The organism is Paenibacillus sp. FSL W8-0194 (genome assembly GCF_037969745.1).
Classification (GTDB): Bacteria; Bacillota; Bacilli; order Paenibacillales; family Paenibacillaceae; genus Paenibacillus_AQ; species Paenibacillus_AQ cookii.
Genome location: NZ_CP150205.1, coordinates 269,820 through 282,762, shown reverse-complemented (window position 1 = coordinate 282,762; position 12,943 = coordinate 269,820). Strand labels below are relative to the sequence as shown.

9 protein-coding genes are annotated in these 12,943 nt (G+C 58.6%); 2 read left to right on the top strand and 7 right to left on the bottom strand.

Features of this window, described 5'->3' with window-relative positions; genetic code table 11:
- Window positions 1–55: 55 nt before the first annotated feature.
- On the top strand, window positions 56–2,326 hold the full coding sequence (locus MKY58_RS01090) for a helix-turn-helix domain-containing protein (RefSeq protein ID WP_339323090.1): 2,271 nt from the start codon (window positions 56–58) through the stop codon (window positions 2,324–2,326).
- 241 nt (window positions 2,327–2,567) lie between these two features.
- Here the strand turns inward: MKY58_RS01090 and MKY58_RS01085 are convergent, their stop codons facing one another.
- From MKY58_RS01085 to MKY58_RS01060, 6 genes are all read right to left on the bottom strand, one after another.
- Window positions 2,568–3,806 carry an amidohydrolase family protein gene (locus tag MKY58_RS01085; RefSeq protein WP_339323089.1) on the bottom strand — a complete coding sequence of 413 codons (1,239 nt, stop codon included), beginning with the start codon at window positions 3,804–3,806 and terminating at the stop codon, window positions 2,568–2,570.
- Window positions 3,807–3,914: 108 nt separating this feature from the next.
- The gene (locus MKY58_RS01080; RefSeq protein ID WP_339323088.1) at window positions 3,915–4,700 is read right to left on the bottom strand and encodes a glucosamine-6-phosphate deaminase; all 786 of its coding nucleotides are present in this window, start codon (window positions 4,698–4,700) and stop codon (window positions 3,915–3,917) included.
- A gap of 52 nt (window positions 4,701–4,752) precedes the next feature.
- Window positions 4,753–5,640: a sugar phosphate isomerase/epimerase family protein gene (locus MKY58_RS01075; RefSeq protein WP_339323087.1), complete on the bottom strand. Its 888-nt coding sequence runs from the start codon at window positions 5,638–5,640 to the stop codon at window positions 4,753–4,755.
- A 124-nt stretch (window positions 5,641–5,764) separates the two neighbouring features.
- Entirely contained in the window at window positions 5,765–6,700 is a 936-nt protein-coding gene (locus MKY58_RS01070) for a Gfo/Idh/MocA family oxidoreductase (protein ID WP_339323086.1), read from the bottom strand.
- Between the two features lie 2 nt (window positions 6,701–6,702).
- The gene (locus MKY58_RS01065; RefSeq protein WP_339323085.1) at window positions 6,703–7,746 is read right to left on the bottom strand and encodes a Gfo/Idh/MocA family oxidoreductase; all 1,044 of its coding nucleotides are present in this window, start codon (window positions 7,744–7,746) and stop codon (window positions 6,703–6,705) included.
- A 232-nt stretch (window positions 7,747–7,978) separates the two neighbouring features.
- Window positions 7,979–8,341, bottom strand: coding sequence for a helix-turn-helix domain-containing protein (locus MKY58_RS01060; RefSeq protein ID WP_339323084.1), 363 nt, complete (start codon window positions 8,339–8,341; stop codon window positions 7,979–7,981).
- 146 nt (window positions 8,342–8,487) lie between these two features.
- On the opposite strand from MKY58_RS01060, the gene MKY58_RS01055 reads away from it, so the two are divergent.
- Window positions 8,488–9,651 carry an MFS transporter gene (locus MKY58_RS01055; RefSeq protein ID WP_339323083.1) on the top strand — a complete coding sequence of 388 codons (1,164 nt, stop codon included), beginning with the start codon at window positions 8,488–8,490 and terminating at the stop codon, window positions 9,649–9,651.
- A gap of 48 nt (window positions 9,652–9,699) precedes the next feature.
- On the opposite strand, the gene MKY58_RS01050 is transcribed toward MKY58_RS01055, so the two are convergent.
- A complete protein-coding gene (locus tag MKY58_RS01050; RefSeq protein ID WP_339323082.1) occupies window positions 9,700–12,909 on the bottom strand; it encodes an alpha-mannosidase in 3,210 nt (1,069 codons plus the stop codon).
- Between the last annotated feature and the right edge of the window lie 34 nt (window positions 12,910–12,943).

Genomic DNA, 12,943 nt, shown 5'->3' with positions numbered 1-12,943 from the left:
ATTTTCATTCACCCTTCGGGAGGCGGGCCTATACTTGCATGGAGGTGTCGACCTGATGTCGTTTGTGCTGATGAAGAGAAGGTTTGGCTTTTCCACCTTGTTCACCAAGCTGCTGTCCGGTTTCCTCGCGGTCATTTTGCTGCTCACCGCCTTCAATCTTGTTTCCTTTTTTTATTTGAAAGGGCAAATCCACCGGGAGATCGTGAAATACAACGAGCTGGCCATGAACCATGCGGCCTCGGGCTTCGAAAACCAATTCCGGCTGACCCGGGAGATGGTGCTGGGCTTGAGCCAAAACCCGGAATGGATGACGTACGTAAACCAGCTGCGCCAGGTCAAGCGCAATCAGGCATACGGCTACGTCAACGACGTGATCGGGGAAATGAAGCGGCTGTATGGGAATCCTTTTTTGGGGATGGACAATTTAATCATCTATTTTCAAAAGGACGCCTATGTCGTCGAAAAGGACGGGACGAGCAGCGCAAAGGCGATGTTCGGCACGTATTATGCAAGCCCGTCGTACCCGCCGGCTTTTTGGGATGAGCAGTTCGGAAAGCGTTACGCGTTCCGGGTATTTCCCGCGGCGGCGTTTACGGAAAACACGGCCGGATCGGTTCGCTCCAAGGGCAAACTCATGCCCGTCGTCATCAAAATGATGCCATACAAGGATATGTATCTGGTGGCCATGCTTGATGCGGAACGGCTCGCCCGGAACCTGCAATCCGCCATGAGCGGCAGCTTTTATATTTTGGATTCGGATGGGCGCCCGCTTTATGCGCCTGAAGCCGGATCCTACGCGGGTCTGCTGCCTGCCCTTCATACGTTTGACGAACGGCATTCGTTCGTGCAGACGAAAGACGCGTATTATTTTTACCGGAAAGGAACCGACACGGGGTTCATGTATGTCAGCCGCGTGCCCGTCCAAAGCATCTCCTCCCAGCTTCTGAATTTGAATCTCGTGCTGCTTTCGCTCCTCGGCATCGTCGGCCTGCTGATCGTGTTGACGTATGCGTTCAGCCGCAGGGTGCATCGCCCGATCCGCATCATGGCCGATACCCTGCGCGCCGACGAGCCCGAATCGGTGCAGGGACCGTTCAAGGAAATCGAGCTGATCAGCCGGAGGGTCCAGCATTTGCGCTCCACCCATCAGCGGATCTCCAGCGATTTAGCCCGAAAAAATTCGCTGCTGCGCCATTACGCCTACACCAACCGCCTGAAAAACATCCATATGAACCTGAGCGAGCTGAAGGAGCTGGCGGATGTCAGCATGCCGTACGTCATGGTCGCATACCAGATTATTTTCAAGGAAGCCAGCGCCGAGTATCCTTTGGTGCAGGAAAAAGGGGCCTATTACATGCGGGAATACGTCGACCAGATTTGGCGGCAGGTGTATCCGGACTCCGTCACGCTCCAAACCGAACCCTGCCAGATCTTGTCCATCGTTTTCCTTCCCGATGAAAATGCGGAAACGTCGGCGCAGCTTCGGCATCTGCAGCAGGTGTTCGACCGGGACCGCAGCTCCTACCTCGTCACGATGGCGGAAAGCCCGGTACAGCCTGCGGGAGCTTCATTCACGGCGGCGCTCGCGTGCGTGAACGGCATGCTGAAACAGCGGAAGCTCCGGGATGAAACCCAGTGGATCCGTCCGGATGGCGCCGCGCCCGGCAAAGACGCCCGCTGCTTCAAAGCCACATGGGAGCAGGAGTTCCACAACCGGGTGCTCAGCGGAAGCGACGACAGCATGCAGGAGTGGATCGCGAAAAGCTTAGGTGTGCTCGAGAAAAAACAGGCTGCGGCCATCGAATACCGGCGCTTCGCCAAAGACGTGGCCGACGAGCTCGACAAGCTGCTGCGCAGCCAAAACCTGCATGCGGAATTTGAGGCGGCGGCGGTTCCGGCGCTGGAATCGACGCGGCATTTCTACAGCCCGGGGCAATACGAGGCCTGGTTCGGCAGCCTGCTCCGCCCGGCGCTGGAACTGATCCGGCGCAAAACGGAAAACCACGACCCGATCACGTCCTTCGTCATGACCTATATCAATGAGCATCTGGACGAGGACATCAACCTGGATATGATGGCCGATAAGCTGAATATCACCTCGGGGTACCTGTCCACCTATTTCAAGGAAAAAACCGGGCTCAATTTCAGCGATTATTTGAACGATCTGCGCATCCGCGCGGCCAAGGACATGCTGCAAAACCTCGATTTGCGCATCCAGGACGTCGCCGCCCGGGTCGGCTACCACAACGTCAATTCGTTTATCCGCATGTTCAAACGGCATGCCGGCATGACGCCGGGCGAATTTCGGAAGAAATACGCTTCCTGACGGGTTTGTTTGTCCGTACCCGTTCAACAAACCGGCGAAGCAAGTTATACCCGCGTCCAAGAAGACAGGCGGCAATTGGCGCAGCTGCTTCTAAGGCAAAAAAAGCACCGCCGCGAAGCGCAAAAGAAACGGCGGCCAAGAACGATTTTCTTGGCCGCCGTTTTGCATTTGGTTACGTCATTTTGAACTGAAGATGAGGCTACGCTTTCTCCTGTCGGCCACCTTAGGGGCTGTGTTCACGTCACTCTGCCCTGGGGCCGCGGCGAAACATCCGTTTCCCTCGCTTATACGTCTCCAGCATCCGGATTTCCCCTTCGTCCAGCGTAAACACGGCGAGGTCCGCAGGTGCGCCAGGCTGCAGCCCGGCGCCGGTCTCCAGCTTCATCAGCCTGGAAGGCGCGGTCGAGGCCATGTCCCAAGCCTCCCCGAGGCTGCAAATTCCGCAGGAGCGCATATGCGCGATGCCGGCGGTCAGCGGCAGCGCCGATCCGGCCAGCAGCGCCGGCTGGCCGGCAAGATGCAGCCGCCCCTGTTCGGTTAGCGTGACATGACCGCCGACGGGCGTATCGTAGTTCCCGGGCGGCATGCCGCCAAGGCTGACGGCGTCGCTGACGAGAATCAGCCGGTCTCCTTTTACCTTCCGGGCGACCTTCAAGAAGGCGGCCGGAAGGTGGAAGCCGTCGGCAATGACGCTGGCCCACAGTCGGTCATCCGCCAGCTGATCCCAAATGTAGTTGGGATGGCGCGGCAGCACCGGATGGGCGCCGTTGCCGAGGTGCGTGGACAAGCTGGCCCCGGCTGCAGCGGCGCGTCCGATTTGATCGGCGGAGGCGGCGGTATGCCCGATCGCCGCCACGATGCCTTGCTCGGCGCAGCGGGCGATAAAGGCTTCGGCCTCCGGCCATTCCGGCGACAGCGTGACGATCCGGATGCGCCCGCCGGCCGCCTGCTGCCACGCTTCGAGACGCACCGGATCGGGCGCCTTGACGAAGGCCCGGTTGTGGGCGCCGCGCGGCCCGTCTTCGGGCGAGATGAACGGGCCTTCGAGATGGATGCCGGCGATGCTGTGCGCTCCGCCCTGGCCGCCTTCCCGCTCCAGCCGGGAGCAAACCCGATCAATGACGGCAAGCGCCCGTTCGATCGATGCGTCGGAGCCCGTAATGACCGTCGGATAAAACGAGGTGACGCCTTCGGCCCACAGCCTGTCGATCAGCGCTTCTACCGTCTCCTCCGCCAGGTCCGGCGCGTTCATGTCCAGTCCCCCGTAACCGTTGATTTGCAGATCGACAAGCCCCGGGGCGATCCACGGAAGGCTTTCGACTGCCGGCAGGTTCACCGCGTTTAACTCGCAATCCGCTGCGTCAATGCTCTTGCATTCCGCGATGACCCCTTCCCGGATGCGAACCGCAACCGGCTCCCCCGTACGGTAGTGCCTCCCGATCAATTCGAAGCCGGACGTCGCCATGTTCGATCTGACCATCCATGCACCGTCTCCTTGCTTCATAAGTTTGGATAAGACAAGAAAAATTTTATGTTCCAGGCGTCCTGCGTCCTAATCTGCCAGCTTTCCTCCGTCGCGCGAATGGCGTCAATGCGGCGCGACCGGCGAGGAATCCCGGTCGAGGTACATCCGGCAACCGGCATGCGTTCTCAGGATCGAAGCCGGGCAAGCCGTCGTCATCGGCCCTTCCAGCGCGCCTTGTACCGCGCGGCGTTTGGCGGCTCCGGGCACGATGCAAAACAGCCTTTCGGCCGACATCAGCGCAGGAACGGTTAACGTCATCGCGTACTCCGGCACGTCCTCGAATTTAGCAAAACATCCGTCGTGAACCTGCTGCTCCCGGCACCAATCATCGAGTTTGACCTGTTTTACAAGCTCGGGATCGTTAAAATCGGCCACCGGCGGGTCGTTAAAGGCAATATGCCCGTTTTCGCCGATGCCGAGGCAAACGATATCGAGCGGGGCTTCCTGCAGCAGCGCCGCATATCTGGCGCATTCCCGCGCCGCTTCGGCGGCACCGTTCAGCAGGTGAACCCGTCCCGGGCGAACGCGGCTGAACAGCCTCGTCGTCAGGAAATGGCTGAACCGCTGCGGCGCATCCGGGGAGAGTCCGATATATTCGTCCATATGAAAGGCCGTTACCCGCCCCCAATCGATGCCCTCCTCACGCACGAGCGCGTCGAGGAATTCGTTCTGGGAAGGCGCGGCCGCAAAGACGATCCGCACGGCTTCCTGCGTATTCAGTTTTTGCCGGATCGCCTCGGCCGCTTCCGATGCGGCAGCTTTGCCCATCTCGTCCCGGCTGGCATATTGATGCACGTGCAAACGGCCCGCCGTCCATGATCTTTCAGGCGATGGGGCATTGGCATTCATCGATGCACCCCTCCTCTCATCAAGTCATCGTTTTCCGAAGCAGCCCCCGGCATCAACCGACGCGCTGTCCGTGCTGCCGCAGCAATCCGAGGAAGCTCTCCAAGCACTCCTCCGTCGCCTCCTCGCCTCCGGCGGAAAAGGCATATCCCGAAGGACGCTTCAGCTGCTCTTCGCTCAGCTCGGAAGCCAGCCTGTAATGCGTCTCGACGACAAGCCAGCCGTCGTATCCGTCCTCCGCCAGCCTGGCAAGCAGCCGGTCATACCCCACCTCGCCCCTGCCGATGGCGACCGCTTCGGTTTTGCCGTTCTCCCGTACGGCATCCTTGACGTGGATGTGGCAAATTTGGCCTTGCAGCGCTTCGTACCCGTCCGGGTAAGGCGTTTCGCCATCCGGGTCCCACAGATCGTTGCCCGGATCGTATAGAGCCCGGATCCGCGGATTCGCCGCCTCGCTTACGAGCGCAGCCACCTTGGTTCCGTTCGTCGCATACACGGAAGGATCGGCTTCCATGGCAAGCTGGACGCCGAATTCCTCCAGCACCGGAACGGTATGCTGCAGCTCGCGCACGATATCCGGAAAAGCCGTGCGATAATCGTCCCGGTTCGCCCAGAAGCTGAAGCCCCGGAGAATCCCCGTACCGAACCTCCGCGCCAGTTCCGCGTAACGGCGGAGCATGCGGTGATGCGCGGCGACCTCCTCCTTGTTATGCAAATTGCATTTAAACACCGGCGTGGACAAACCGCACACACTTAAACCCGCATCGCGGATCATGGCGGCAATCTCATCCAGCCTCCGGTCGCCGAGCCGGTGAAGCTGCTTGCCGTCGACCGAACGCAGCTCCAATCCGTCCAGCCCGTACCGTTGGGCGATCCGGATGGCATCTTCGATGTTTTGCGAAATTTCATCCGTAATGACTCCGAGCTTGAATCCGGCCATCATCCAATCGCCTCCTTTCTTTTTCCGGCAGCCAATGATCCTGTCAACATCCCTTATTTCTACGACAGCCGGAAGGTTTATAAGTTGATTTCATTCCTGCCGTCCGCCTGTCTTGATGCGCCCGCTTCTATCCGTTCCGCTTCGCGAACGAGCCGCGCAAAGGAACGGATTTCCCGGTTGCCCGGCTTTCGTTTGCCGCTTCAAGAAAGGCGATCACTTCGATCGTTTCCTCGATATCGAGCGGCGGCGTTTTCGTTTGGAACATGCGGACGACCTCTTCCAGCATGCTGGCGAAATATGGCTTCTGCGCGGCATAGACATCGACGTATTCGGTTCCCTGCTCGCGGTGAAGCAGCGCCCCGAAACGCCGGTTCCCTTTGCGGTTTCCGCGGATGGTGCCGATCCGTCCGTCGGCCCAGACGCCGACCGCCAGATCATGGTCCTCATTGGCCGTTACCCGCACCTCCGTGCAGCCCCGGCCCATGCAGCGGTACAGCATATCCGCCATATGAATGCCGTACCAGAAAAAGCCCGGCTGGGTCGGCTGCAGCTCCATCGGGCCGCAGCAGTCCGCGCCAATGATTCCGCCTTGATCGCCTGCGCGGACGGCCGCGTCCAAATTTTCCGCCCAACGGACGGAGGAGCAGCTCATGAGCGGCACCCGATGCTCGCGGGCGAGATCGGCGATGGCGCGCGCATCCCGGCTGCTGACGGCAAAAGGCTTATCGATAAAGACCGGTTTTCCGTACGGGGCCACGGCCGCAAACTGTTCCGCGTGAATCCGCCCATCGACGGTCAGCAGCAGGATCGCATCCGCTTCCTCGGCCACCTCCCCGATGCTGCCTGCCATGCGCACGCCAAAATCGCTCTCAATTTTGGCCGTGAACCCCGCCACCCGATCGATGCTTAGCGGAAAATCGGGCGAACCTCCCGGAAAGGCGACGATCACCCGCGCTCCCGGAACATGATGGGGATGGGCCGAGTCATTGAGCATTTCCGCAAATAAAGGGGCATGAGAGGTATCCAGGCCGATCATGCCGATATTCAACGTCTTCGAATCCATGTTTATGCGCCTCCAGGCTGTAGTCTCACTTCCCTGCCGGTTCGGGCGGACTCGTAAATGGCCAAAATCAAGTCGACCGATTTCCGCGCCTCTTCCCCGGATATGAGCGGCTCCCGGTTCTCCTTCACTGCCTTGATCAAATCGTCGATCAAAATATAATGCCCGTCGGCCGAAATCGCGCGCGGGTCGTCGGTGCCGTCGGCGGTTCCATTTTTGGCGCCGATCGGCGCCGCATCGCCATCCACCGTTTTCCACACTTTGAAGCCGCTGTCCCCGTACACGATCGAGCCGTGTTCCCCGTGAATTTCGAACCGCGCTTCCTGGCCCGGATTAACGGTTGTGGCTCCTTGGATAACTCCATACGCTCCGTTTGCATATTTCAGCACGGCCACGGCGGTATCTTCCACTTCGATGTCATGAATGAGCGGCGACGCGTAGGCAAACACGCTTTCCACGTCGCCCATCATCCACCGGATAATGTCCACGCCGTGAACGCCCTGGTTCATCAGCGCCCCTCCGCCGTCCAGCGCCCATGTTCCTCGCCAGCCGGCGCTTTTGTAATATTCCCGGCTGCGGAAATATTTCAGATAGGCGTCCCCGAGCACGAGTTTGCCCAGTTTGCCTTCTTCGATCGCCTTTTTCGTCAGAAGCGCTTCCTGCGTCGTCCGTTTTTGGAATACGGTAGCAAGCTTGACCCCGTTCGTCCGGCAAGCTTCAATCATCTCATCCATGTCCTTCGCCGTAATGCCCAGCGGCTTTTCGCAAAACACATGTTTTCCTGCCCGCGCCGCGGCCACCGCAATGTCGCGGTGCAGCCCGCTCGGCACGCATACGCAAACCGCGTCAACCTCCCCTCCCTGCAGCAATTGCTCCATATTTCTGTATGTCGGCGGTGATCCGAACTCCTTCGCTAACGCCTCGGCCTTTTCCTGCACTTCATCCACGACAGCCGTCAGCTCGGCCTCCGGATGGCTGACAATCGCACGCGCATGGAGCGGGGAAATGACGCCCGCGCCGACAATGGCAAACCTCATCTTTTTCGTCATTGCGACCTCCTTAATCGGTGAGTGCACCATGGACTTTCATCCCCATTCTAGAAACCGGCATCCCGGCTGCCAATCCTCCGTTGTTCCGCTTTGCCCACACCTTTGGCGTCAGCCGCAAAATGGAAGATGAATCCGCAGAAGTGCATATTCAGATGTATATGAGGCTTGACCCCGCGGTTTTCGCAAAAAAAAAAGAAGATGCATCATGCATCTCCCCTCATTTCCTTCACGTTTAGGCCTGCTTCCTATTTGGCTCTTCAGTTTGCTCCTGCACGTTCCATCTGGCAGCCCATCGCTCCATTTCCTGCAGCGCCGTTTTGAAGTCCATGCCCTTCTCCGTCAGCGAATATTCCACGGTCACGGGCACCGTTGGGAGCACTTGCCGCGAAACGATCCCGCTTTGCTCCAAATGGCGAAGCGCGTTGGACAAGGACTGCGTTTTGACGATGGCCAGGTCCCTGCTGAGCTGGTTGAACCTTTTCGGCCCCTTGGACAACTCGGCAATCACCAGGAAAGCCCACTTCGCCCCCAAAATCTGCAGCACCGAGCAAATATTCGAAAAATCGCCCGCGTCGCCGGGATTATTCTGTTCCATACACGAACCTCCCATGAGCTTACTTTTTGTAAGTTAGTCCAAAGATTTGGATAAGATCCAAATGTTTTGCGTTCTTACGAAAGGAATGTACTGCCATTATAATGCAATCGAGAGCTCTCCAACATCCCTGAAAGGAATGATTTTTGATGAACCGTTTATTTATATATATTCTGACGCTTGGCGTGTTTCTCACCGCCACCTCCGAACTTGTAGTTTCGGGAATTTTATATGTTATCGCTTCGGATCTTCATATTTCGATTGCACTTGCTGGACAGCTGGTTACGGCGTATTCGCTTGCTTTTGCCGCCCTAACGCCCGTAATCGTATTTTTCACTTCCCGCTGGGATCGAAAAAAAGTGCTGCTCCTTTCTCTTGCCCTCTTTACACTGGGCAGCGCCGCATCCGTCATCCCTCATTTCGGAATCATTTTGGCTTCCCGGGCTATTTTGGGCATCAGCTCAGGCGTTTATCTGGTCACCGCTTTTGCGGCCGCGGCCAAAATTTCCCCTCCCGAAAAAATAGGCTCCGCCATCGGCACAATAGTGCTCGGCTTCAGTTCTGCCATGATTTTGGGAGTTCCGATCGGGATCGCCATCACCAAATGGCTTAATTGGCAGTCCATCTTTGCGATTCTCAGCGTGCTGAGCCTGTTGATGGCACTCGTCATCTTCCGGTTTCTTCCCCGCATGTCCGGCGATAAGCCCGCTTCCTTCCGCCAGCAGTTTAAGCTGCTTGGCTCTGCCGTTATCGCCAGCTTGCTGCTGCTCAGCTTTTTCCGCGAGTCCGGTAATTCCGTCCTGCTGACGTACTTGACGACGTTTATGAACGATATGCTGCATTTAAATGCAGGCTCGATCAGCCTTCTGATGCTCGGCCTAGGATTGGTCGGCGCCGTCGCAGCCCGCCTAGGCGGCTCCGGTGTGGACCGTTTTGGAACCAAGCGCATCCTGATCGCCACCTTAACCGTGCATGCGGCGGCGCTTCTTCTGCTTCCCTTGTTTACAGGCATGCTTGCCGTAGAAATCGTCCTGATCGGATTGATCATGTTTTCGATGTTTATGGGCGGGCCCGCCCTGCAAACCCACTTTATCAAACAGGCGCCGGAGTCCTCCAGCCTCGTGCTCAGCCTGAACACGTCGATGATCCATTTGGGCCTTGCGGCCGGCGCCGGTTCGGGGGGCATGCTGATCGAACGCACGTCGACCGTGCTTTATAATCCTTGGCTGGCGGGAATCGTCGTAGCGCTGGGGCTTGGAACGGCCGTCTTCAGCTTCGCGCTCGGAAAACGGCGCTCCCCTCAAACTGCGTGAATGTTACGGTCAAATCAAAGAGGACGCCACAAGGCGCCCTCTACAGGTTTAGGAAATTGCAATATTCAACGTTTTGATTTCGTACGGCGCGAGAGCCAGCTCGACCTTCCGGCCATCCACAGGCAGCGGCACCGGATGTTCTTCCATCAGATCGGTTTCTGCTGCCGAGCGGACCGGCCCGAGATACGGATCGATTTCCACTTCCGTTTTCGTCCGGATGCCGCCGAATTCGTACAGGCGCACGATGAGCGTATTGCCGTCTTCGGCTTTTTTGACGGTATCGATCATGACGTTGCGCGCGTTGACGCTGAGCATGCCAAGCGATTCCGGAAGCCCCGTCTCGCCGCTAATGCCTGCCGCCATCAGCGGCGCATTGAGCTCGCAGGCCGCCTGATGCGTTCCCGCCTCATACCAGCCGCCGCCGTGCGGATACAGCGAATACGTAAATTCGTGCAGCCCTTGGTCCGCATTGCCGTCCGGATAAACTGCCGACTTGATCAAGCTCAGGCGGATGACGTGATTCCGGATGTCATGCCCGTATTTGCAGTCGTTCAGCAGGCTGACGCCGTATCCGCCCTCGGACAGGTCCACCCAGCGCTGGGCCACCGATTCGAACCGCGCGTAATCCCAGCTCGTATTCCAATGCGTCGGCCGCTCCACGTTGCCGAACTGGATTTCGTACGTCGCTTTGGTCGAACGGATCTCCACCGGGAAGGCCGCTTTCAGCAGCTGCTGGTGTTCATGCCAGTCGACGCGCGTTTTGAAATCGATTCGCGGATGATCGCGGTAGACGGTCAGATGCTGCTCGATCGTCGAGCCGTGGTAGCCGTACACCAGCTTCAGCACCCCGCGCAGCGGGCCCGCTTCGAGAACCGTCAGCTCCTTCAAGTCGTCTACGACCGTCATTTTCTCTTGGTAATAAATATCGATGTCCCATGCGTCATGCGCCATCGGCTTATCCTCGAACACCTGCAGCACGTTGGCCGGCTGCCCCGGCTTCAGCACCTCGCGTCCGGCCCGCTTGTCGTAAAGCGAAACGATTTGGCCTTTTTCGTTCAAGCGGATGCTGTAATATGGCGTTTCCAGGCGATCCTTTTCGAGGGCCCACTCGGAAGCCATGCTGCCGGACTCGGTCATTCCTGCGCCGCTTGGAACTTGTTCCGCCTCGCGCCGCCCGTAGATGGTCGTATATCCGTATGCCGGAACCTCCCGAACCGCCACCAGCACCTTGCCTTCATCCCAAGATCCGGCCGATGCCGCCTGCACGTCCAGCCGGGCGCCGTCCGCCCCATACCAGGCATATTCCGCCGCATCGTCCACGTCAACCTCCGCCAGGAAGGAACGCGTCCAGCCGAGCCCATTAAAAATGCGGACCGGCAGCCCTTTCTCCATGCCGCCAGCCGCCTTCGCCCCGTGCCCGTCCAAGCCGGCAAGGCCCGTTTCGATCGCCGCCAGCGCCAGCTTTTCGGATTCCTCGTACTCCAGTTTGCTGTCCTCGTACACTTCATGGATGGAGGAGCCCGGAATGATGTCGTGGAACTGGTTGCGCAGCGTGATTTCCCAGCTTTCCGCAAGCTGCTCCGACGGGTAGGCATGGCCCGGATGAAGCGCCAGCGCCAACGAATTCAGGAATTCGGCCTGATGCAGCAGCAGCTCCATCCGGCGGTTCATCCGCTTGTTGTACGCTTGGGATGTATAGGTTCCCCGGTGGTATTCGAGATACAGCTCGCCGTCCCACAAATGAAGCAGCGGATGGTCCTGTACCTTCTCCTCCAGCTGGACGAAGAAATCCTCCGCCCGGCCGGCTTTCACCTGCGGCGCACCCGGCATGTCCTCGTAACGCCGCACCGCCTCGAGCATATCGCGGGTCGGGCCGCCGCCTCCGTCGCCCCAACCGTACGCAAGCAGCAGGTGGTCGTTGATGTCCTTCTGGCGGTAGTTGTTCCATAGGCCCTGCACCGACGCCCCGGTCACGTTGCCGTTGTAAGTGTAAAACCAGCTGCCGTCGTTATCCGGCGTCGTAATGTAATGCGTCAAAATTTCCGTGCCGTCGATCCCTCTCCAGGTAAACGTGTCGTAAGGGAAACGGTTGTACTGGCTCCAGCTGATTTTGGTCGTCATGAAATAATCGATGCCGCTTTTCTTCAAAATCTGCGGAAGGGCCCAGCTGTAGCCGAACACGTCGGGCAGCCACAGCACGCGGTTGTCGACGCCGAATTCCTGCTTGAAAAAACGTTTGCCCGTCAGGATTTGGCGGACCAGCGACTCGCCCGAAGGAATGTTGCAGTCGGATTCAAGCCACATCGCGCCGGTCGCTTCCCAGTTGCCCTTTTGGACGCGGTCTTTGATCTTTTCGAACAGCGTCGGAAAATCCTTTTTCAAATAGGCGTACAGCTGCGGCTGCGACTGGAGGAATACATATTCCGGAAAGCGGTCCATCAACGTCAGCACGGTCGAGAACGAACGTCCCGATTTTTCGCGCGTATGCTGCAGGCGCCATAACCAAGCCACGTCGATATGGCAATGCCCGACGGCCGTGATCTGCGGACGGGGTCCGCGCGGAATCGCTTCGAGCCGTGCCCGCAGCGTTTGCCGGGCCTCTGCGGCCGAAGCGTAGAAGGCTTCCGAGCCCGGACGGCTCCAGTCCAGCTTGCGGAAAGCCTCTTCCAAAGCGGCGGTGAGCTCATGCCTTTCCACCTGGCGTTCGTCCAGCTGCTTTACGGTTTGCAGCATATGCAAGGACGTAAAATACAGATCGTCCACATGTTCGTCCAAGATCCCTACGCTAAGCGAATCGATGCGGTGATCGAACGGCGAACGCCCGTCATGGGCAGTCAGCCCGCTCCACGCGTAAACGGCCAATTCCGCACGGCCCGCGGCTACCGCGTCATCCGGGAAAAACAGCTCGGCATGGTTGCGGTCCAGCGCCTGCAGCGGTTCCCCGTTCAAGTACGCTTGCGCTTCATATCCCGAACAGTTCCCTCCGCCCGTTTCGCCGAATTTGATCAGGCCGATGACATCCCGGCCTCTCCAGCTTTGAGGGAATTCGACTTCCGTAATAAACCATGCGTAACGGTCCCGGCCGCCCCAGCGGTCGCCGACGCGAACAACGGGACTGGACGGGGCGAGCTCCCGCGCCTCCTTTAATCCCTTCACGTCAGGCACGATGCGGACCCGATCCAAGGTCCGGCCTTCCCGGTATCTGAGTCCAGCCAATTCGCGAATGCGGTTCTCCAATTTTTGAAGAACAAATCTCATAAATCCCCTGCTCCCTTCTCCGGTTCAAATGACC

Excerpts from the sequence above, each read along its gene's own strand:
- MKY58_RS01085 (WP_339323089.1), bottom strand. The coding sequence starts at position 3,806 with ATGGTCAGATCGAACATGGCGACGTCCGGCTTCGAATTGATCGGGAGG.
- MKY58_RS01055 (WP_339323083.1), top strand. The coding sequence starts at position 8,488 with ATGAACCGTTTATTTATATATATTCTGACGCTTGGCGTGTTTCTCACC.
- MKY58_RS01060 (WP_339323084.1), bottom strand. The coding sequence starts at position 8,341 with ATGGAACAGAATAATCCCGGCGACGCGGGCGATTTTTCGAATATTTGC.
- MKY58_RS01070 (WP_339323086.1), bottom strand. The coding sequence starts at position 6,700 with ATGGATTCGAAGACGTTGAATATCGGCATGATCGGCCTGGATACCTCT.
- MKY58_RS01080 (WP_339323088.1), bottom strand. The coding sequence starts at position 4,700 with ATGAATGCCAATGCCCCATCGCCTGAAAGATCATGGACGGCGGGCCGT.
- MKY58_RS01090 (WP_339323090.1), top strand. The coding sequence starts at position 56 with ATGTCGTTTGTGCTGATGAAGAGAAGGTTTGGCTTTTCCACCTTGTTC.
- MKY58_RS01050 (WP_339323082.1), bottom strand. The coding sequence starts at position 12,909 with ATGAGATTTGTTCTTCAAAAATTGGAGAACCGCATTCGCGAATTGGCT.
- MKY58_RS01065 (WP_339323085.1), bottom strand. The coding sequence starts at position 7,746 with ATGACGAAAAAGATGAGGTTTGCCATTGTCGGCGCGGGCGTCATTTCC.
- MKY58_RS01075 (WP_339323087.1), bottom strand. The coding sequence starts at position 5,640 with ATGATGGCCGGATTCAAGCTCGGAGTCATTACGGATGAAATTTCGCAA.